Here is a 20,602-nt window from a genome sequence, read left to right as displayed (position 1 = left end):
TCACGCGAGGGGTGGGCCGCTCCCCTGTGGCGGCCCACCCCTCGCCGGTCGCGACCGCCGCCGGCTCCGGCGGCGCCGGGGCATACCGGCGCCTCACGCGCGGCCCGTGCTGCCCGCCACCCGCATCGCCCACGCCAGGCAGCCGAGCGCGCCGGCGGTGACCAGGGTCCGCGCGATGTTCCAGTGCACCCATGTGGACTCGAACTGCGCCCGCACCGCCGCCGGATCGTGCAGGCGCCCCGGCGCGCCCGCGTCCGCCAGCCGGTCGTTGAGCGGCACGCTGAAGCCCATGGTGATCACCAGCGAGGCCGTGTAGAGCACCACGCCCGCAATGATCCACGGCAGCGCGGACCGTCCCTCCCCGCCGCGGTGCATCACCGCCGCGAGCACACCGAGCACCAGGGCGCCGCCGAAGGCGAGGGTGAACCAGCCGTTGAGTATTGCCACGTTCACGCGCTGCATCGTCTCGATGAGGGTGCGGTCGCCGGCCTTCGCGAGACCGGGCATGACGGCGACGGAGAAGGCGAAGTAGAGGCCGGCCATCAGGCCGGTGGTGAGGGTGGCGGCAAGCAGCACCAGGCTGCGCAGGTCGCCGTTCATGACAACTCCTCGGGTGGGGCGGTGCGCCGCATACGGCGCGGGGACTTGGGTGTGCGCGACCGGTGCGATGCGCGTGTTCTGCGTCATGACCTCAGTGAATCCGCCCGGACCGCGGCCCGGCCATCGCCGAAAAGCTCGTCCCCATACGCAGGCGTCCAGCTTTAGGCTGTGGCCATGGACGCACTGGCCAATCTGCTGGACGGCCCGCGGGCGCGGGGCGCCTTCCTGCTGCGGTCGGTCCTCACTCCGCCCTGGTCGGTGAGGATCGCCGACCTCGCGCCGCTGACCCTGGTGCACATGGTCCGCAACGACGCCTGGATACGCACCGACGACGGCCCGGCGCGACTGCTGCGCCCCGGCGACATCGCGGTGATCCGCGGGCCGGAACCGTACACCGTCGCGGGCGACCGGGACACCGAACCGCAGATCGTCATCAGACCGGGCCAGGTCTCCACCGATCCCGACGGCGGCGAACTGTGCGAGCGGATGGACCTGGGGGTGCGGACCTGGGGCGACGATCCCGGCGGGGCCGGCGGCCCCGGCGGCCCGGCCGGCGAGTCGCCCGCGTTCGCGGTGATGATCAGCGGGACCTACCAGATGCGCGGCGAGATCAGCAGCCGGCTGCTGTCCGCGCTGCCCCGGGTGCTGGTGCTGTCGGGCGACGCCTGGTCGAGCCCGCTGCCCGCGCTGCTGAGCGAGGAGATCGTGCGGGACGAGCCCGGTCAGGAGGTGGTGCTCGACCGGCTGCTCGACCTGCTGCTGATCGCGGTGCTGCGGACCTGGTTCGCCCGGCCCGAGGCCGCCGCGCCCGCCTGGTACGCCGCCCAGGGCGACCCGGTCGTCGGGCCGGCGCTGCGCCTGCTGCACGATGATCCCGCGCACCCCTGGACGGTCGCGGACCTGGCCGCCAGGACCGGGGTGTCCCGGGCCGCGCTCGGCCGCCGGTTCACCGACCTGGTCGGCGAGCCCCCGATGGCGTATCTGACCGGCTGGCGGCTCGCCCTGGCGGCCGACCTGCTGCGTGAACCGGACTCCACCGTCGCCTCGGTCGCCCGCCGGGTCGGCTACGGCAGCCCCTTCGCGCTCAGCTCGGCCTTCAAGCGGGTCCGCGGCGTCAGCCCGCAGCAGCACAGGGAGCGCACCGCGGCGGCCTCGTAGCACCCGTGGTCCGCGTCCGCAGGCCGGCCGAATACCGGGGTCCGCGCCCGGACGTCGGCAGAACGTTCCGGCGAGGAATGTTTAGGCTGGCTGCATGAAGGACTGGGACCTCCGCAAACTGCAGATCCTGCGCGCCCTGCACGACACGGGCACCGTCACCGCCGCCGCGGGCGTGCTGCGGATGACACCGTCGGCCGTGTCGCAGCAGCTGGCCGCCCTGTCCAAGCAGGTCGGCACGCCCGTCATCGAGGCGCGGGGCCGCGGCGTCCGGCTCACCGGAGCCGCGCACGTGCTGCTGCGGCACTCCGAGATCGTCTTCGCGCAGCTCGAACGCGCCGGGGCCGAGATCGACGGGTGGGCGCAGGGGGAGGCGGGCGTGGTGCGGGTCGGGACCATCGCCACCGCGATCACCCGGCTGGTGGTGCCCGCCGCAGCCCTGTTGCGCCGCAGCTCGCCCGGCATCACGATGTCGGTGCGGGAGGCCGAGGCCGCCGAGGCGTACGAGCAGCTCGCCGCCGGTGACGTCGATCTCGCGCTGTCGCTCGCGGTGGACGCGCCGACCGCCCGGGACCCGCGCTTCGTGCTCTTCCCGCTGCTCACCGACCCGCTCGACATCGCCCTGCCGCCCGGCCACCCGTTGGCGGCGGCGCCCGCGCTGCGGCTGGCGCAACTGGCGGAGGAGCCGTGGATCTTCGGCAGTCGGGGGCCGTGGCGCGACCTCACCCTCGCGGCCTGCGCCGACGCCGGGTTCGTGCCGGAACAGGCGCATGCGGCGACGGACTGGCCGGCGATCTTCTCGCTGGTCGCGGCCGGGATGGGGGTCGCGCTGGTGCCGCGGATGGCGACCGCGGGCGGGCTGCGCCAGGAGGTTGTCGTCCGGGCGCTGGAGGCGGACAGGCCGCGCCGCCGGATCGTCGGGGCGGTACGCGGCGGAGCGCAGGACGCACCCCTGCTGCGGCGGACGCTCGACACACTGCGGCAGGCCGCCGACCTCGACCCACTGTACAGCGCAACTGAAAGGTCTGTTCAGTAAGTTTCGATGGACGTGAACGGTGGTCGCAGCGGAGAGTGGAGGACAGAAAGAGATCGGAGCAGGCGAGCGAAGAGAAATCGAAGAGAGGCGGACGGGCGATGACAAGGACAGTGGCCGGCGCGGGGTCGGACGTGGGTGTGGGCGCGGGTGCCGGGACGGGCGCTGAGCCAGGGGTGACGTTCACCGCGCTGACGTCCTTCACCGGGGACGCGCTCCCGTACGCGGGCGGCAATCCGTTCGCGGACTACCGAAGTACGGACCTGGGCCCGGCCGGGCTCGCGCGATTCGCCGACCTGGCCGACCGCAGGCTCGGCGCGGGGGTGATCGCGGCGAACGACGAATTCTTCGCCGAGCGGGAGAATCTGCTGGTACGGGGTCCGGCCGTCTTCGATCCCGAGCGCTTCGGGCACAAGGGCAAGATCATGGACGGCTGGGAGACCAGGCGGCGGCGCGGGGCGTCGGACCAGGTGCCGCACCCCGACCCGGCCGACCACGACTGGGCGCTGATCCGGCTGGGGACACCCGGGGTGATCCACGCGATCATCGTCGACACCGCGCATTTCCGGGGGAATTACCCGCAAGCGGTGTCGGTGGAAGCAGCCGCGGCGTCACCGTGGGCGTCGCCGGAGGAACTGCTGGATCCGGCGGTGCGCTGGACCGAGGTGATACCGCGGACCGCCGTCGGCGGCCACGCCGAGAACGCCTTCGCGGTGCATGTCGAGCGCCGCTTCACCCATCTGAGGCTGCGCCAGTATCCGGACGGCGGCGTGGCGCGGCTGCGGGTGCTGGGCGAGGTGGTGCCCGACCCGGCGTGGCTGGCGGGCCTGAGAACGTTCGACCTGGTGGCGCTGGAGAACGGCGGGACGGTGGAGGACGCCTCCGACCGCTTCTACTCACCGCCCGAGCACACCATCCTGCCGGGCCGCTCGCAGAAGATGGACGACGGCTGGGAGACCCGGCGGCGCCGCGACCGCGGGCACGACTGGATCAGCTATCGGCTGGTCGAGCAGGGCGAGATCCGCGCGGTCGAGATCGACACCGGGTATCTCAAGGGCAATGCGGCGGGCTGGGCGGAGCTGTGGGTCAGGGACGGCGAAGGTTCCGGGCCGGGCGGTGGCTCCGAGGGTGCCGGGCCGGGCGGGGGAGAAGGCGTCGGGTGGGTCAGGCTGCTGGACCGGGTGCGGTTGCAGCCCGACACGGTCCATCGCTTCCTTGTTGAGCCGCGGCCGGCCACCCATGTGAGGGTCGACATCTTCCCGGACGGCGGGATAGCCCGGCTGCGGCTGCACGGCACCTTGACCGAGCAGGGCGCGGACCGACTCGCCCGGCGCACCGAGGCCATTGCCTGACCGGGCGTCATCCGGCGCTCGGCCGGGAGGGGGTCACCCGGCACTGAAGAGCGTGAGCAGGTCGTGCTTGCCGAACAGCCGGGCCGTGTCGATCGCCGACGGCGCTCCGGCGGCCGGGTCGGCGCCCGCCTCGACCAGGGCGCCGATCACGTCCTGCTCGCCCTTGAAGACCGCGCCGGCCAGCGGGGTCTGGCCGCGGTCGTTGGCCCGGTCGGCTTCCGCGCCGCGGGCGAGCAGCGCCGTGACGGTGTCCGCATGACCGTGGTAGGCGGCGAGCATCAGCAGCGTGTCACCGCGGTCGTTGGTCAGATTCGCCGGGACGCCGGCGTCGATGTACGCGGCGAGCTTCGCGGTGTCGCCCTGCCGGGCCAGGTCGAAGACCTGTGCGGCCAGGTGCAGCACCTCGGGGTCGTGGGCGGGCTCGTGCTCGGCGTCGGGAGAGTGTCCAAGGGTCGGCTCGGTCATGGGCCCACCCTATGCAGGGCACTCGCCGTCGAAGAAGGAGATCACCACCCGCTGCGGCGCGCCATCACCCACCCGGATGTCCAGCGGCACGCACGCCTTGCCGTCGCCCGCCACGAAGAACGCACCCAGATAGGAGGTCGCCGCATCAGCACAGCCGTGGAAGGTCACCGCAGGCGCGGGCGCCATGCCCTGGCTGCCGCCGAATTCCAGACCCGCCCGGGCACGCTGCTCGGCGCCGATGGTGAGGGTCACCGCCCCGCCGTCCCGCACGGAGGTGCCGATCAGATAGTGCCAGCCGTCCGCATTGCGCACGCCGTGCGCGCCCTGGTCGCCGCCGGCCAGACCGCGCAGACCGCGCAGAGTCAGCGGACCGACCGTCACGTCGTCCCGTCCCGGGCTGGGCGACGGCGAGCCGGGCGGTGACCAGGGGCGGCCGGTCGCGGAGGCGGAGCCGGTCCCGCTGCCGGGCAGTGGAGTCGCGCCGTCCAAGCAGTCGACCGGGCGGGGATGGTCGATGCTGCCCACCGGGGGTCCGGGGGATCCGGTGGGGAGTGCCGCTCCGGGCGGGTCGTGGTGACCGCCCCATGAGCAGCCCGCGATCAACAGCAGTGCCACACCCGTCACACCGGCCGCCTGCCACCCTCGACCTGACATGGGCATCACCCCTTTATCAGGACGGTACGTCCTCAGTCGAGCGGCGGCCAGACCACCAACTGCCGTACGAGGGCGTCGTCGCCGGTCACCCGCAGGGTGCCGCTGTCCCAGGGGATGCGGCGGTAGAGGGCCAGCAGGAGGTCGCTCGCCGGCGCCGACACGGTCGCGTCGGCCTCGGGCCTGCCCTCGCCGGTCGCGCTGGGGACGGCCGAGGCGCCGGTTTCGTCCAGGATCAGCGTCCAGGTCCGGCCCTCGTCCGCCACCAGCGCGACCCGGGAGGGGGAGTGCGGCCAGCCGTCCATCGAACCGAAACCGACATGGAGGAACTCATCGATCGCATCCATCGCGAGCCCGGACGGCAGGGGTTCGGGCGCACCCGCGGCGTCCTGGGCGTCCCTGACATGCACCGCCGCCAGCTGCACCTGGTGCCGGGCCACCGCGCCGGCCGTGGCGGCGTTGCCCGAGTCCGCCCACCAGGTCCAGCACCGCGCGTCCGCACCCGCGGCGCGCAGCGCACCGAGCAGCGCCACCGTGGAGTGCGCCGACCACTCCAGCAGATCACCGGTCGGCGTGCGGTCCGGCACCTCGCCGTCGGCCGGCGGACGGGGCGCGGGACCGGCCGCGACGGCGGCGGCCCAGAAGCGCTGCATCCCGCCGACATGCTCAAGCAGGTCCGGCACCGTCCAGTCGGGGCAGGCCGGAATCCGGCTGCCGGAGGGCGCCTTGCCTGCCGCGGACCGAAGGGCGGCGGACCGCTCCTCGATCTGGTCGAGCCATTCTTCGAACCGCGGCTCCGGCGACGTCGTCATGGGCTCCGTTGTAGCAGCGAACACCGACAACCAACCCGGTCGGGGGCGAGTCCGACAAGCCCGCCGCCATGGTGACCGATTACGGCAGTTTTGCCCAACCCTGACTCGGACAGGGCCTGTTCAGAGCGCGGCGAAGGCTGTTCCATGGTGATCGTCGGCCCTGCTGGTCCTGTCGGTCCCGCACACCCGACGACGGCCGCCGCGGACCACGGCGGCCGAGCCGTACCCGACGAACCGGATGAGGTGGCCTTGGCTACGACCGTGCGCAGTACGAAGGTGAGCATTCCGGCCGCCCCGCTCGGACCGGAGAATCCACTGCCCGCGCTGCGCCCGCGAGGTGAACTGCACCGGCTCGACCCGGCCGACCTCGACGGGCTGCCCGCCGACATGGCACGGCAGATCGGGTACGGACCGATGAGTACGGTGCTCCCGGTGCGGCTGCTCGACGGCTACGGGCGGGACCGCGAGCCCGCCGAGCTCGACGCCCTGGTGATCGAGAACAGCCGGCTGCGCGCCACGGTGCTGCCGGGCCTCGGCGGGCGGCTGCACTCGCTGTTCCACAAGCCCACGGGGCGTGAACTGCTCTACCGCAACCCGGTGTTCCAGCCCGCGGACTTCGCGCTGGCCGGCGCCTGGTTCTCCGGCGGGGTCGAGTGGAATCTCGGCACCACCGGGCATGCCGCGCACACCTGCGCCCCGCTGCACGCCGGCCGGGTGCCGGCGCCCGACGGCGGCGAGATGCTGCGGCTGTGGGAGTGGGAGCGGCTGCGCGACCTGGCCTTCCAGATCGACCTGTGGCTCCCGGAGGACTCCGACTTCCTCTACGTCGGCATCCGGGTCCGCAATCCGCACGACCGCACCGTCCCCGCCTACTGGTGGTCCAACACCGCGGTCCCCGAGACCGACCGCACCCGCGTGCTGGCCCCCGCCGAGGCCGCCTGGCACTTCGGGCACCGGCGCGCACTCCGCCATGTCGGGCTGCCCGCCCCGGCCCCCGGCGGCCCGGACGTCAGCTACCCCACCGGTTCGCAGCACCCGGCCGACTACTTCCTCGACATCCGCGGCGAGGACCGCCGCTGGATCACCGCGCTGGACGGCGACGGCCACGGCCTGGTCCAGACGTCCACCGACCTGCTGCGCGGCCGGAAGATCTTCCTGTGGGGCCGGGGCAGCGGCGGCCGGCGCTGGCAGGACTGGCTCACCGAGCCGGGTACCGGCGGCTATCTGGAGATCCAGGCGGGCCTGGCCCGCACCCAGTTCGAGCACATCCCGATGCCCCCCGACACCGACCTCTCCTGGCTGGAGACCTACGGCCCGCTCAGCGCCGACCCGGACCTGGTGCACGCCGAGGACTGGGCCACCGCCCGCGCCGAGGCCGCCGCCCGGCTGGAGGCGGCCCTGCCGCGCGTGACCGTCGACACCGCGTACGCCGACTGGCTCGGGCACGCCGACGCGGAGCCCAAGGACATCCTGGCCACCGGTTCGGGCTGGGGCGCCCTGGAGATCGCGCGCGGCCACTTCCCGCTGCCCGGCACCCCCTTCGAGCCCACCACCCTCGGCGACCCGCAGAAGCCCTGGGTCGAACTGCTGGTGGCCGGCGTCTTCCCCCGGCCCACCGCCGGCGCCGCGCCTGGCCCCTGCCTGGTCTCACCGCAGTGGCGCGAACTGCTGGAGTCCGCCGACACCTACCCGGGCAACGAATGGTTCCGCGACTACTACCTCGGCATAGCCCAGTGGGCCGCCGACGACCGCGCGCAGGCCGTCCGCAGCTGGGAGCGTTCGCTGGCCGCCCACCCCTCGCCGTGGTGCCATCGCGCGCTGGCGGTCGCCGACGCCGCCGCGGGCAGGACGGAGCAGGCCGCCGAGCGCTACACGGCGGCCTGGGACAGCCTCAAGGCCGGCGCCGGGCAGTACGGACCCGAGGCGCGGGCCGTCCAGCGCGCGCTGCTCGTCGAGGCCGTGCCCGTGCTGCTCGCCGCCGGCCGGGCCGCCGACGCCGACCGCATCATCGCGGAGCCGGCCTTCGGCGGGACCGTACCGCTGGACGACGGGCGGATCAGGCTGCTGCGCGCCCGTACCGCACTCGCCCGGGGGGACGCGGCCGGCGCGCGCGCCCTGCTGGACGCCGGGATCGTCGTCCCCGACCTGCGGGAGGGCGCGGAGGAGCTGAACGAGACCTGGTACGCCGTCGCGGAAGTCCTGCTGGCCGGCGACGGCGAGATCACCGACGCGGTGCGCGCCGCGGCCAGGGCCGAGCACCCGCTGCCCGCCCACTACGACTTTCTGATGCGCCCCGACAACTGAGATGCCCAGCAGTTGACGGGCAGTCAGCCGCGGGGGGCCGCCGACCGCCCGCGGCGGTAAACCGGTGGCCCGGCCCGCGCACCTCCCGCCACAGTGGTCGCTGCGCCCCTGACCAGGGGGCGAACGCCGTACCGACGGGGGAGTCGGGGGAAGGGGACAGTCATGTCCACACTGCGGGTGACCGCCGAGCAGCTGACCATCGTGGAGCACCCGGACGCCGACGCGCTGGAGCTGGCACAGGTAGGCCTGTATCGCGCGGTGGTCGCCAAGGGGGCTTACCGCACGGGGGAGTTCGCGGTGTACATCCCCGAGCAGGCGGTGCTGCCCGACCCGCTGATCGCCGAACTCGGCCTCACCGGTCGGCTCGCGGGCGGCGCGGTCAACCGGGTCAAGGCGGTACGGCTGCGCGGGGAGCTGTCCCAGGGCATCGTGTGCCGCCCGGCCGCGCTGGAGGGCAGCGACCTGGCAAGCGCGTCCGCCGCGGACGAGGACTTCGCCGAGCGGCTCGGCATCACCAAATGGGTGCCGCCGGTGCCGGTCTCGATGAGCGGCGACACGGAGTCCGCGCCGGACCTGCTGCCGTGGATCGACATCGAGAACCTCAAACGCCACCCGGACATCTTCGCGCCCGGCGACCTGGTCACCGTCACCGAGAAACTGCACGGTACGGCCTGCTGCCTGACCTTCCACGCCGAGTCGGGCGCCGTCCACGTCACCTCCAAGGGCCTGGGCTCGCAGCGGCTGGCCCTCACCGAGGCACCCGGCAATCTCTACTGGCGTGCCGTGCGCGGCCACGGCCTGCCGCAGCTCGCCGCCGACCTGGCCGGCAAGCTCGGCGCGACCAGGATCGGCATCTACGGCGAGGTCTACGGCAGCGGTGTGCAGGACCTCGGCTACGGCGTCGACGCGCGCCGCGAACTGCCCGGTTACGCCGCCTTCGACGTGTGCGCGGAGATCGGCGGCCGGCTGACCTGGCTCGACCCGGCCGAGCTGCCGGTCGGGGAGCTGCCGCTCGTGCCGCGCCTCTTTCACGGCCCCTTCGACCTGGACCGGGTCCTTGAGCTGGCCCAGGGCCGGGAAACCGTCTCGGGCCGGGGCGCGCACATACGCGAGGGTGTCGTCGTACGTACCGCCGACGACACCTACAGCCCCGCCATCGGCGGCCGGGCCATCGCCAAGGTGGTCGGCGACGCCTATCTGACCCGCAAGGGCGGCACCGAGTACGAGTGACGGCCCCCGGTACCCACTGCTTGCTCGGCCCGCCAGCCCGCCAGCCCGCCAGCCCGCCAGCCCGCCAGCCCGCCAGCCCGCCGGGCCAGCCCGCCGGCCGGGGTCAGGCCGCCAGCCGGGCGCGCAGCCGCTGCCGCGCGTCCGGCCACTCGTCGGCCAGCAGCGAGAAGAAGACGGTGTCCCGCCAGGTCATCCCGTCCGACCGCAGCCGGTGCCGCCGCCACACCCCCTCCCGGACCGCGCCGAGCCGTGCGATGGCCTGCTGCGAGCGGGTGTTCAGCAGATCGGTCTTCCAGCAGATCCGGCCGTAGCCCAGATCGTCGAAGGCGTGCCCCATCAGCAGCAGCTTCGCCTCGGTATTGACCGCCGTACGCCAGTACGCCCGCCCGTACCAGGTCCAGCCGATCTCCAGCCGCTCGTCGGCCGTGCTCACATCGAGGTAGGTGGTCCAGCCGACCGCCTGCCCGCCGGCCCGGTCGAGCACCGCGAAGGCCAGCCCGCCGGCGGCCTCGGAACTGGCGACGACACCGGCCGCCAGCGCGCGTATCGCGTCCTCGCTGCGCGGCGGCTCCACCGGCAGCCAGCGCCACACGTCCTCATCACCACCGCCCGCGGCGAACAGCGCGGCGGCGTGCGCGGCCGGATCCAGCGGTTCCAGCCGGACGTGGCGGCCTTCGAGGACAGTGGGTGCGGGGCTCCTGGCGACCATGCGCGCACGCTAACCGGCCAGGTACGGGCCTGGTCAACGTCATTTCACCGGCCGGACGGCATGGTCCGCCGGTGGATGGGTACGCGCCGGGTTCAGCCAGTGACCGTAACCGTAGGACGAGCCCCCGCGGCGAGAGGACACAGAAGCGATGACCGACAACATCAGCCCCAACGGCGCCCTGCCCCCCGCGCAGCGCGCGCTGCACGAGATCGCGAGCGGCAGCGAGAACGTCATCGCGCTCAGCACCCTCGCGGTCAGCGAAGTGCTGCTGCCCGTGCCGGGCCTCGACGACGAGCCGGAAGTGATGGGCGGCGCCGAGCCGCCCCAGGAGATCCAGCTGCCGGTCTACGAGCAGGAGGACGGCAGGCAGCTGGTGCCGGTCTTCACCTCCGAGACGCGGATGGCGGACGCGCTGCCGACGACCCGCCGCTACCGGCTGGTACAGCTCGCCGCGCTCAGCGGTGCCTGGCCGTCGGACGAGCTGATCCTCTCGATCGACACCGGCAACGCCGACGCGCTGAGCATCTCGGGCGAGGGCGTACGCGCCCTGGCCGGTCTGGCCGGCGGCACCAACTGACCGACCCGGCGGACCACCGCACCGGCCCCGCGCAGCACTGGCGGACCGGTGCGGCCGTGCGTTCAGGGCCGTGCGCTCAGGTCCGGCGCGCTCAGGTCCGGCCGCGGTAGACCACGAGCCCGCCTTCGACCTTGTCGAGCAGCAGCTCCCGGGGCGCAGGAGCCACCTCGCCGTCGCACGCCAGATGGACGCCCGGCCCCGGTACCCGTACCCGCAGCCGCGGCACCGCCGCGGCCTCGTAGACCGGCGACCTGGTCAGCACCCCGGTCAGCGCCGCGCCCACCAGCCGGGTCCTGGCGTACGGGCCGCCGTCCACGATCCGCACGTCGAGCCGCCCGTCGGCCAGGTCGCGGCGGCGCACCGGCGCGAGGCCCACGCTCGAATAGCGGCAGTTCCCCGCGAAGAGCAGCCACACCGAGCGCGGCCTGCCGTTGATCTCGATGTCCACCGGCTCGCAGGTCCGCAGCACGTGCACCGCGGCCAGCAGGCTCGCCGGCCACGACCCGACCCGCCGCGACCAGCGCTCCCGCACCCGCACCAGGTCCGGGTAGGAGCCGATGCTGAACGTGTTGAGGAACGGCTCCCCCACCCCGTCCGGCGTGTCGAGCACCGTGGTGCGGGCCACGTCCACCCGCGCCGCCCGCCCGTCGAGCACCGCGGCCGCGGTGTCCTCCACCGTGGCCAGGCCCAGGTCGAGCGCGAAGTGGTTACGGGTCCCGCCGGGGAAGACCGCCAGCGGCAGCCCGTGCCGCAGCGCGACCGCCGCCGCCAGCCGTACCGTCCCGTCGCCGCCGCACACCCCCAGCGCGCCGCCCAGCTCGACCGCGGTCCTCGCCGCCTTCTCCAGCGCCTCCGCCAGGTCGTCGTCCTCCGTGCACTCGGTGACCCCGGCCTCCGGCAGCGCCGCGGCGATCCGCACCTCGGGCGTGGTCAGCAGCGGCGGCGGCCCCGAGGCGGCGTTCACCACCACCTGGAGCCCGCGCCCGCCGGCCAGCGACGGCGCCCGCGCCGCGGCACCCGGCTCCGGAGTGCCCGGCGCGGGCGGCAGCAGCGCCCGTACGGTCAGCGCCGCGCCCACCCCCAGCGCGCAGCCCACCAGCACATCGCTCGGGTAGTGCACCCCGGTGTAGATCCGGGAGAAGGCCACGCTCGCCGCCAGCGGCGCCACCGCGGCGCCCCAGCCCGCCGACTCCATCGCCGCACCGACCGCGAAGGCGGCGGCCGAGGCGGAGTGCCCCGAGGGGAAGGACGAGGTGACCGGCTGCCGGTTCAGCCGCCGTATCACCGGCACGGCATCCAGCAGCGGCCGGGAACGCCGCACGGCGCCCTTGCCCGCGGTGTTGACCGTCAGCGACGCCAGCGCCAGCGACCCCATGCCGCGCAGCGCCGCACGCCGCCCGTCCCTGCCGCCCGCCACCGCCATGCCCGCCGCGACCGCGCACCACAGCCGCCCGTGGTTCGCGGCCCGGCTCAACCGCGGCAGCACCGGCTCGGCGCCCGGCCAGTGCCGGCCCGCCACCTCGGCGAAAAGCGCCGTGTCCCAGTTCTTCCATGGGTATGCCATGCCTGCCGGTTACCCAGGGCCGGGCGGTGCACGCGCAGGGTACGCTCACTCGGGTGAACGACACCCGCCACGGACGCCCGGACCTGGTCATCTTCGACTGCGACGGGGTCCTGGTCGACAGCGAGAAGATCGCCGTCAGGATCGACGCGCGGATGCTCGCCGACCTCGGGTGGCCGCTGTCCGAGGACGAGATCGTGGAACGCTTCGTCGGCCGCTCCTTCGCCGACATGGCCGCCGACATCGCCGCCCACCTCGGGCGCCCGCTCCCCGACGACTGGGACGCCCGCTACCGGCAGCTCTACCGCGACGCCTTCGAGGCGGAACTGACCCCGGTCGACGGCATCGTCGAAGCGCTCGACGCCCTCACCCTGCCGACCTGCGTCGCCTCCAGCACCAGCCACCCCGGCCTGCGCCACACCCTCGGCCTGACCGGGCTGTACGAGCGCTTCGCCGGCCGCATCTTCAGCGCCTCCGAGGTCGCCCGCGGCAAACCCGCCCCCGACCTCTTCCTGCACGCGGCCCGCACGCTGGGTGTCGACCCGTCGCGCTGCGCGGTCGTCGAGGACAGCCCCTACGGCGTCGCGGCGGCACGCGCGGCCGGCATGCGCGCGTACGGCTACTGCGGCGGCCTGACCCCGGCGCACCGCCTCGAAGGCCCCGGCACCACCGTCTTCGACGACATGCGGGCACTCCCGGCGCTGCTGGGGGACTGACCCGGCGCGGCCTCCCGTCGACCGGCGCTGCTGGTGCGGGAAGCGCCGCGGCGAGGGAAGGTGGGCTCACGGGGCGCCTACCAGCGGAGGTGCGCAATGCCGATCACCCTGCCGCACGATGTGCGGCCGGAGCCCGGCCTTCCGGTACCCGCGTACTGGCCCGCCCACCTGTCCGCGGCCACGCCCGGCACCGAACCCGCGGGCGGCGGGCCGCGCCTCCTGGACGCCGCCTGCGGCTACTTCACCCGGCGCGGCATGTGGAGCGGCCCCGGCCAGGTGCTCGCCGGCCCCGGCGCCGAATCGCTGCTGCTCGCACTGCTCGCCGCGGCCGGCGGCGACCCGGTGCTCGCCCGGCCCGCCCCCGCCTGGCAGGCTCCGGTCGCCGCGCTGGTCGGCCGACCCGTCCACGCGGTGCGCAGCGCGCCCGAGGGCGGTGGTGTGCCGGACCCGTTCGCGCTGCTGGAGACGGTGCGCAGGGCCAGGGCTGCGGGCGCGGACCCGCGGCTGCTGGTGCTCTCGGCGGCCGACGACCCGACCGGGACGGTGACCGCGCCGGAACTGCTGCACGAGACCTGCGAGGCCGCGGCGGAGGCCGGGCTCCAGATCGTCTCCGACGAGACGTACTCCGACACCCTGCACCACCGCGACACCGTGCTGCTCAGCCCCGCCGAGATGCTGCCCGACCACACCGTCGTCCTCACCGACCTCGGCGCCACCCTGGCACCCGCCGCCGTGCCCGTCGCTCTGGCCCGCTTCCCCGCCACCGCCCACGGCACCGCGTGGCGCGAGCGCACCGCGGCGGCGCTCGCCGCGCTGCGGGCCGTACTGCCCGCGCAGGTCGCCGCCGCCACCGCGTACGTACTCAGCGAGCCGGCCGAGGTCACCGAGCTTGCCGCCGCCGCGAACCGCCTGCACGCCAGGACGGCCGCCGCCGCGTACCGGGCGATCACCGGCACCGGCGCGGTGTGCCGCCCGCCGCAGGCCGGCTTCCAGCTCTACCCGACGCTGCGCACCCCCGACCTCGACGCGGCCGCACTGGAGGAGCACCTCACCGCCGCGCTCGGCAGGACCGTACCCGGCGGCCACCGCTTCGGTGACGACCCTGCGGAACCCCGGGTGCGCATCTCCACCGGCGTCCTGCACGGCCGCACCGAGGGCGAACGCCGTACGACGCTGGCCGCCGCCGACCCGCTCGCCGTTCCCCACGTGGCGGCGGCGCTGGACGCGCTCACCGCCGCCTTCAGCGCGCTGACCGGCCCTGATGTGGTCAGCGGTTCGGCCGATCTGGGATCGCGGGGCCGCGCGGGCTGATTTACGTTCGAGGCGTCGCCCCGCTCCGCGACCCGGCTCCCCGCGAACCCGGCGCCCCCGCCCGACCCGCGAACCGGCGCCCCGCCGGACCCGCCAACTCGCCAGCGAACCGACCAGCCGACGACGCGACGACCCGACGACCACGACCGGAGCACGGACCGCACGGACGGAGTCCCGATGACCGATCAGAGCGAACGGACCCTGGCCGCGCCCCGCCCGCCCGGCGAGCACCGGGTCTGGCCCAGATCGTTCGCCGACCGGCTCACCGAACCGCTGCCCGGCCTGCGCACCCTGGTCCGCACTGTCCGCGAGTGCGTCATCCGCCCGCCCGCCCACACCCTGCGCCAGGTGCCGCTGCTGCCGGTCGATCCGGGCCCGCTTCCCGAGCCGCGGCCCGGCACCATCGGCCTCACCTGGGCCGGCCACGCGAGCTGGGTGATCAGCGTGGGCGGGCTGACCGTCCTCACCGACCCGGTCTGGTCGCGCCGCATCCCCGGCACCCCCGCCCGGATCACGCCGGTGGGCGTGCCGTGGGAGGCGCTGCCCCCGGTCGACGCGGTCGTCATCAGCCACAACCACTACGACCACCTCGACGCGCCCACCCTGCGCCGGCTGCCCCGCGACACCGCACTGCTCGTACCGGCCGGCCTCGCCGCCTGGTGCCGCCGCCGCGGCTTCACCCGGGTGACGGAACTGGACTGGTGGGAGGCCGCCCAGATCAACGGCGTCCGCTTCGACTTCGTCCCCGCGCACCACTGGAGCCGGCGCAGCCTCACCGACAGCTGCCGGTCGCTGTGGGGCGGCTGGGTCCTCACCGACCCGGCGGGCCCGCGGGTCTACTTCGCCGGCGACACCGGCTACGGCGACTGCTTCACCGACATCGGCCGCGCCCACCCCGGCATCGACCTGGCCCTGCTGCCGATCGGCGCGTATGCGCCCCGGCGGTTGCTGCGGGCGGTCCACACCGACCCGGAGGAGGCGGTCCAGGCCTTCCGCGACCTCGGCGCCGCCGCGATGGCCCCGATGCACTGGGCGACGTTCCTGCTCTCCAGCGAGCCCCCGCTCGAACCCCTCACCCGCCTCCGCACCGCCTGGTCCGCCGCAGGCCTCCCTCGCGACTCCCTGTGGGACCTCCCCGTAGGCGCCTCCCGCCGCCTGACCCGCGCGGCGGCGGGGTAGCCCACCTTTCGTGAAGGGGTCTCGCGCCGGCGGGGGTCTCACGCCTGTGAGAGGGTCTCGCCTTTGCGAGGGGGAGTTACGGCAGTGAGGGCGTCTCGCCTCCGCGAGGGTGCCTTCGCGCGGGGGAGGGCGTCGCGGCGGTGGGCACGGTCTCCTCCTCGTGAGGGGGTCTCGCGCCCGTGAGGGGTCTCACCCCCGTGAGGGCGCCTCACCTCCGTAAGCGGGCCCTGCCCTCGTATGCGGGCCTCACCCTCGTGAGGCAGCCTCACGCCCGTGAGAGGGTCTCACCCCCCCGTACGTGCGCCCCGCGCAAGAAGGCCTCACGCCGGTGACAACCCCTCACCCCCCGGCAGGGGCCTTGCGGAAGTGCCGGAACACCGCCGGCCCCGCCGCGATCGCGAAGGTCAGGCCGACCGCCAGGGCCACGCCCTGCCAGGGCTCGGGGAAGAGCGAGCCGCCCAGGATGCCGATCAGCTGATACGTCGCCGCCCACGCCAGGCACGCCGGCACGTCGCCGCGCACGAACCGGCGCAGCGGCATCTCGGACATCAGGCACGCCACCATCACCGGGATACGGCCCGCCGGCACCAGCCGGGAGAGGACGAGCACCGCCGCCCCGTGCTCGTCGAGCCGCCGCTGGGCGGCGGCGAGCGTGTGCTCGTCGGCCCGCTGCTGCAGCCGGTGCAGCCAGCGCGAGCCGCCGCGCGACCGTACGCCGCGCAGCCCCAGCAGATACAGCCCGATGTCGCCCAGCAGCGCCGCGAAGGACGCCACGCAGAAGACGCCGAGCAGCGCGAAGGGATCGGTCTGGTGGAAGGCGACCACCGCCGCGCTGGAGACGATCGCCCCGGTCGGCACCACCGGCACCAGTGAACCCAGCGCCACCAGCAGGAACAGCGACGGGTAGCCCACCGCCTGCTGCGCGCCCTCCGAGGGCGGCGGATTCGCCGCTGCCGCCGCCAGGAAGGCGATCACCCTGCGGTCTCCCGCCCGGCCGTGTCCGCGACCGTGACGCTCTGCCCGTGCGCCAGCCGGTGCACGGCCACCCCCGGTGCCGCGTCCGCCGCGAGCCGGACGAACTCGTCGCCCGGGGTGTGGAATTCGTGCGGCCGGACCGCGTCCATCCCGACCGGCCAGAAGGTCCCGTAGTGCACCGGCACCGCCACCCGCGGGGCCAGCCGCACCAGCGCCTGCGCCGCCCGCGCGGCGTCCAGGTGCCCCTGGCCCAGGAACGGACCCCACCCGCCGACCGGCAGCAGCGCGACGTCGCAGGGGCCGACCGCCTCCGCCATCCCGTCGAACAGCCCGGTGTCCCCGGCGAAGTAGGTCCGTGCGGCCCCTTCGACCACGTAGCCGAGCGCGGGCGCCCGCTGCGGCCCCACCGGCAGCCGCCGCCCGTCGTGCGCGGCCGGCGCCACCCGTACGGTCAGCGCCCCGAATACCAGCGACTCGCCGGCCGCCACCTCCGTCAGCCGCAGCCGGTCGCGCACCCGGCGCAGCCCCGGGACGGCCGCGAGGGCGCCGCGCGGCAGCAGCACCGGGGTGCCGGGCGCGAGCCTGGCGAGCGACCCGATGTGCAGATGATCGGCGTGCAGATGCGACACCAGCACCACGTCGGCCGCCGCGGCCTCGGGCGGCGGCACCGCACCGCTCCGCCGGCGCAGATGGGCCAGCCTGCGCGCGAACAGCGGGTCGGTGAGCACGCGCATGCCGGAGTCCCGCACGGTCACCGTGGCATGCCCCCACCACGTGATCTCCACCGCCACCGCGCCCGTCCCTCCGCCGTGTCCGCCACCGGGACCGTCCGCCACCTGAGCCGCCACCTGTGCAGCCGCCCGCGCCGCCGCCTCCGCGCCTCGTCCGGAGCCGCGCCCCCCGCCACGCCGCGTCCCTTCCCGCGCGACCCGAGCGTATGCCCTCCGCCGCAGGTCCGGCGGTACGGGTCCCGCGGTACGGATATGGCAGGGTGGAGGCGTGCCTCAGCCGGGAGAGAGTCGGAGACGGGCCGCGGGGCGCAGCGCTGTGCGGGCCGTCGGACGCGTGCTCGCGGTATGGGTGGTGGCCTCCGCCACCCTCGCCGTTCTGGCCTGGCTCCTCCCCGACTTCCGCCTTGAGGCGCCGGACGGCGACAGCCCCACCCAGATCGCGGTCACCGCGGGGATCGGCGCGGGCGCCTTCGGCGTACTGAGCGCGCTGGTGTGGCCGCTGCTGGTCAGGGCGTTGCTGCTGGTGCCCGCGCTGGTGCTCGGCGCGCTGGTGTTCTTCCTCAACGGCTCGCTGCTGCTGGTCGCGCTGAGCGTCACCCCGGACGGCAGGGGAGCGGTCACGCCCGCCACCGCCGTGGTGATCGCCGCCGTGATGTCGGCGGCGTCGTCGGCGACCAGCACCGCGCTCGCCGTGCGCGACGACGCCGCCTACGGGCGGCGGCTGGCCCGGCTGGCGGGCCGGCGCCGCCGCCACGCGGGCGACCCGCCGCTGCCGACCGCCCCGGGCACCGTCTTCCTCCAACTCGACGGCGTCGGCCACGATGTGCTGCGCTCCGCCCTGACCGACGGCGCGCCCGCGATGCCCACGCTGGCCGGCTGGCTCGGCAGCACCCACCGGCTCACCGCGTGGCACACCGACTGGAGCAGCCAGACCGGCGCGAGCCAGCTGGCGATCCTGCACGGCAGCAACCACGATGTGCCCGCCTTCCGCTGGTTCGAGAAGGAGACCGGTCAGGTCATGGTGTGCAACCGGCCCTCCACCGCGGCCGAGTTGGAGCGCCGGGCGGTCGAACGCACCGGCTCGCCCGGTCTGCTCGCCATGGACGGCGCCAGCCGCGGCAATCTCTTCACCGGCGGCGCGGAGCAGTCCGCGCTGGTGATGTCGGTGGCGGCCCAGCGGGGGAAGTTCAGCCGGTCCAGGTCCGGTTACTTCGCCTACTTCTCCGATCCCGCCAACGCGGTGCGCACCGCCTGGTCGTTCGTCGCGGAAGTCGGCCGGGAGGTCGTGGAGTCCAGCGCGTCACGGCTGCGCAGGGACCGCCCCCGTATCAAGCGCGGCGGCATCTACCCGGTGCTGCGGGCCTTCGCCACGGTCGTGGAGCGGGATGTGGCCGTCGCCGCGGTCGTCGGCGACATGCTCGCCGGGCGCACCGCCGTCTACGCCGACCTGGTCGCCTACGACGAGGTCGCCCACCACTCGGGCCCCGGCAGCAGGGACGCCCGCAAGGTCCTCACCCGCCTCGACCGCTCGGTCCGGCTGATCGCCGACGCGGCACGCTACGCGCCCAGGCCGTACCGGATCGTGCTGCTCTCCGACCACGGCCAGAGCGCCGGCGAGACCTTCGAGGACGCGTACGGTACGGGGCTGCGCGAGCTGGTACGCGCCGGGTGCGGGCTGCCGCCCGCCGGGCGGGAGCCGGGGCGGCGGGCCAGGCGGCGTACGGGCGCCGAGGCGCGGGCCGCGGCCCGCAGCGCCCTGCGCCGCCCGGAACGCGGCCGGCGGCCCGCGGAGGAGGCCGCCTGCGAGGGATTGCCGTCCGACCCGATCGTGCTCGCCTCGGGCAACCTCGGCCTGGTCGCCTTCCCCGACATCGCCGGCCGGGCGACGCTGGAGGAGATCGAGCGGCGCTGCCCCCGGTTGCTGCCCACGCTCACCGCGCACCCGGGGATCGGCTTCGTGCTCGTACGCAGCGCGCAGCGCGGGCCACTGGTCCTCGGCCCGGGCGGCGCCGAGCACGAGCTGGACTCCGGGCGGGTGACGGGGACGGACCCGCTGGCGTGCTTCGGCGCGGGCGCGGCGGGCGCGGTGCTGCGGGTGCACGGCTTTCCGCATACGGCCGACCTGATGATCAACTCTTCCGTCGACCCCCTGACCGGGGCCGTGCACGCCTTCGAGGAGCAGGCCGGGTCGCACGGGGGCCTCGGCGGTCCCCAGTCCCGGCCCTTCCTGCTGGCCCCGGCCGAACTGCCGCTCCCGGCGGAGCCGATCGTCGGGGCCGAGTCGCTGCACACGGTGTTCCGTACGTGGCTGGCACCGTCTCCCGCGCCGGCCACCGACCCGCCGCCCGCGGCCCCGGTCCTCCGCCCCCGCCGCGGCCTGTCGCGCACGTCCCCCCAGGCCTGAGCCCGCGCCGTCGGCGGATCCTGCGCGGGCGGCCCTCAGCGGCGGGCGGTGGCCGTGAGGCGGGCGGTGGCCGTGAGGCGGGCGGTGGCCGTGAGGCGGGCGGTGGCCGTGATGTGCGACGACATCGTGAAGGTGGTGACCGTCGCCGGGGTGGCGGCGGGCAGCGCCAGGGTGGGGACGTCCAGCGCGTAGACGGTGATCACGTAGCGGTGCGGGATGTCGCCGGCGGGCGGGCAGGGGCCCAGGTAGCCGGTGACGCCCGCGTCGTCGGTGCCGGCCACCGCGCCGGGCGGCGGGGTGTCGCCCAGAGTGTGGGAGGCGGCGGGGATGTCCCAGGTCAGCCAGTGCCAGAAGCCGGCGCCTGAGGGGGCGTCGGGGTCGAACATGGTGACGGCGTAGCTGCGGGTGCCGCGCGGGGCGCCGCTCCAGGCCAGCCGGACCTGCCGGTTGGCACTGGCGCAGCCGAAGGCGTCGGCGTAGAAGTCCGCGGGGAAGGTGCCGCCGTCGCGGACGTCGGGGCTGGTGACGGAGAAGTGCCCGGCGCCGGCCGGGACGCCGCTGCGGACGGCGGTGTAGCCGTAGCTCGGGCTGCTGCCGTGGGCGGCGGCCGAGGTGGCACCCCCGGCGCTGACGGCGGCGATGGCGGCCACCGCGGTCAGCGCGGCAGCGGCGCGGCGCGGGCCGCGGAAGACGGTGCGGACGGACGGGGTCATGGTGATCGGCCTCCGGAAGGGTGGGTGAGGGCTCCACCCTCGGCCGGGCCGACGCGCCGGGGAAGGCCCTCCGGATGCTGGTACGCGCGGTACCAGGTCCGCGGGTGGACAGTGCGCCGCCGCC

General features: G+C 75.1%; 19 protein-coding genes. 10 read left to right on the top strand and 9 right to left on the bottom strand.

Annotation, left to right across the window (positions count from 1 at the left end):
- Nucleotides 1–93: 93 nt before the first annotated feature.
- On the bottom strand, nt 94–600 hold the full coding sequence (locus OHA86_RS07280; protein ID WP_329173468.1) for an anthrone oxygenase family protein: 507 nt from the start codon (nt 598–600) through the stop codon (nt 94–96).
- Nucleotides 601–774: 174 nt separating this feature from the next.
- Between OHA86_RS07280 and OHA86_RS07275 the strand changes: the two genes are divergently transcribed.
- The 3 genes from OHA86_RS07275 to alc all read left to right on the top strand — a co-directional run bounded on the left by OHA86_RS07275 (nt 775) and on the right by alc (nt 4,140).
- The gene (locus OHA86_RS07275; protein WP_329173467.1) at nt 775–1,758 is read left to right on the top strand and encodes an AraC family transcriptional regulator; all 984 of its coding nucleotides are present in this window, start codon (nt 775–777) and stop codon (nt 1,756–1,758) included.
- Between the two features lie 94 nt (nt 1,759–1,852).
- Nucleotides 1,853–2,791, top strand: coding sequence for a LysR family transcriptional regulator (locus OHA86_RS07270; RefSeq protein ID WP_329173465.1), 939 nt, complete (start codon nt 1,853–1,855; stop codon nt 2,789–2,791).
- 173 nt (nt 2,792–2,964) lie between these two features.
- On the top strand, nt 2,965–4,140 hold the full coding sequence (gene alc, locus OHA86_RS07265) for an allantoicase (RefSeq protein WP_329173464.1): 1,176 nt from the start codon (nt 2,965–2,967) through the stop codon (nt 4,138–4,140).
- Nucleotides 4,141–4,173: 33 nt separating this feature from the next.
- Here the strand turns inward: alc and OHA86_RS07260 are convergent, their stop codons facing one another.
- From OHA86_RS07260 to OHA86_RS07250, 3 genes are read right to left on the bottom strand one after another with little or no spacing between them, the layout of a single operon-like run.
- Entirely contained in the window at nt 4,174–4,605 is a 432-nt protein-coding gene (locus OHA86_RS07260) for an ankyrin repeat domain-containing protein (RefSeq protein ID WP_329173463.1), read from the bottom strand.
- Between the two features lie 9 nt (nt 4,606–4,614).
- Complete coding sequence (locus OHA86_RS07255; protein ID WP_329173462.1) at nt 4,615–5,259, bottom strand: hypothetical protein; 645 nt, start codon at nt 5,257–5,259, stop codon at nt 4,615–4,617.
- A gap of 32 nt (nt 5,260–5,291) precedes the next feature.
- On the bottom strand, nt 5,292–6,068 hold the full coding sequence (locus tag OHA86_RS07250; protein WP_329173460.1) for a maleylpyruvate isomerase N-terminal domain-containing protein: 777 nt from the start codon (nt 6,066–6,068) through the stop codon (nt 5,292–5,294).
- 249 nt (nt 6,069–6,317) lie between these two features.
- Between OHA86_RS07250 and OHA86_RS07245 the strand changes: the two genes are divergently transcribed.
- Nucleotides 6,318–8,372: a DUF5107 domain-containing protein gene (locus OHA86_RS07245; RefSeq protein WP_329173459.1), complete on the top strand. Its 2,055-nt coding sequence runs from the start codon at nt 6,318–6,320 to the stop codon at nt 8,370–8,372.
- Between the two features lie 162 nt (nt 8,373–8,534).
- The gene (locus OHA86_RS07240) at nt 8,535–9,602 is read left to right on the top strand and encodes an RNA ligase (ATP) (RefSeq protein WP_329173458.1); all 1,068 of its coding nucleotides are present in this window, start codon (nt 8,535–8,537) and stop codon (nt 9,600–9,602) included.
- 103 nt (nt 9,603–9,705) lie between these two features.
- Here OHA86_RS07240 and OHA86_RS07235 read toward each other — a convergent pair whose 3' ends face one another.
- Nucleotides 9,706–10,311, bottom strand: a complete 606-nt coding sequence (locus OHA86_RS07235) for a GNAT family N-acetyltransferase (RefSeq protein WP_329173457.1) — start codon at nt 10,309–10,311, stop codon at nt 9,706–9,708.
- Between the two features lie 148 nt (nt 10,312–10,459).
- On the opposite strand from OHA86_RS07235, the gene OHA86_RS07230 reads away from it, so the two are divergent.
- On the top strand, nt 10,460–10,888 hold the full coding sequence (locus OHA86_RS07230; RefSeq protein WP_329173456.1) for an SseB family protein: 429 nt from the start codon (nt 10,460–10,462) through the stop codon (nt 10,886–10,888).
- Nucleotides 10,889–10,979: 91 nt separating this feature from the next.
- Here OHA86_RS07230 and OHA86_RS07225 read toward each other — a convergent pair whose 3' ends face one another.
- Nucleotides 10,980–12,452 (bottom strand): bifunctional phosphatase PAP2/diacylglycerol kinase family protein, encoded by a 1,473-nt coding sequence (locus OHA86_RS07225; RefSeq protein ID WP_329173455.1) that lies wholly within the window; start codon nt 12,450–12,452, stop codon nt 10,980–10,982.
- 53 nt (nt 12,453–12,505) lie between these two features.
- Between OHA86_RS07225 and OHA86_RS07220 the strand changes: the two genes are divergently transcribed.
- The 3 genes from OHA86_RS07220 to OHA86_RS07210 all read left to right on the top strand — a co-directional run bounded on the left by OHA86_RS07220 (nt 12,506) and on the right by OHA86_RS07210 (nt 15,655).
- Nucleotides 12,506–13,165: an HAD family hydrolase gene (locus OHA86_RS07220; protein ID WP_329173454.1), complete on the top strand. Its 660-nt coding sequence runs from the start codon at nt 12,506–12,508 to the stop codon at nt 13,163–13,165.
- Between the two features lie 96 nt (nt 13,166–13,261).
- On the top strand, nt 13,262–14,476 hold the full coding sequence (locus OHA86_RS07215; RefSeq protein ID WP_329173453.1) for an aminotransferase class I/II-fold pyridoxal phosphate-dependent enzyme: 1,215 nt from the start codon (nt 13,262–13,264) through the stop codon (nt 14,474–14,476).
- Nucleotides 14,477–14,653: 177 nt separating this feature from the next.
- Complete coding sequence (locus tag OHA86_RS07210) at nt 14,654–15,655, top strand: MBL fold metallo-hydrolase (protein WP_329173452.1); 1,002 nt, start codon at nt 14,654–14,656, stop codon at nt 15,653–15,655.
- 339 nt (nt 15,656–15,994) lie between these two features.
- Here OHA86_RS07210 and OHA86_RS07205 read toward each other — a convergent pair whose 3' ends face one another.
- Both OHA86_RS07205 and OHA86_RS07200 read right to left on the bottom strand, forming a co-directional pair.
- Nucleotides 15,995–16,630 (bottom strand): DedA family protein, encoded by a 636-nt coding sequence (locus OHA86_RS07205; RefSeq protein ID WP_443054147.1) that lies wholly within the window; start codon nt 16,628–16,630, stop codon nt 15,995–15,997.
- Nucleotides 16,627–17,421 (bottom strand): MBL fold metallo-hydrolase, encoded by a 795-nt coding sequence (locus tag OHA86_RS07200; protein ID WP_329173451.1) that lies wholly within the window; start codon nt 17,419–17,421, stop codon nt 16,627–16,629. Before OHA86_RS07200 ends, OHA86_RS07205 begins: the two co-directional genes overlap by 4 nt.
- A gap of 274 nt (nt 17,422–17,695) precedes the next feature.
- Between OHA86_RS07200 and OHA86_RS07195 the strand changes: the two genes are divergently transcribed.
- Nucleotides 17,696–19,765 carry a phage holin family protein gene (locus OHA86_RS07195; protein ID WP_329173450.1) on the top strand — a complete coding sequence of 690 codons (2,070 nt, stop codon included), beginning with the start codon at nt 17,696–17,698 and terminating at the stop codon, nt 19,763–19,765.
- Nucleotides 19,766–19,800: 35 nt separating this feature from the next.
- Here OHA86_RS07195 and OHA86_RS07190 read toward each other — a convergent pair whose 3' ends face one another.
- The gene (locus OHA86_RS07190) at nt 19,801–20,478 is read right to left on the bottom strand and encodes a YbhB/YbcL family Raf kinase inhibitor-like protein (RefSeq protein WP_329173449.1); all 678 of its coding nucleotides are present in this window, start codon (nt 20,476–20,478) and stop codon (nt 19,801–19,803) included.
- Nucleotides 20,479–20,602 lie beyond the last annotated feature (124 nt).

The organism is Streptomyces sp. NBC_01477, assembly GCF_036227245.1.
In the GTDB taxonomy this organism is placed as follows: Bacteria; Actinomycetota; Actinomycetes; order Streptomycetales; family Streptomycetaceae; genus Actinacidiphila.
The sequence above is the reverse complement of the archived record's forward strand: the minus strand, read 5'-3'. Positions and strand labels throughout refer to the sequence as shown.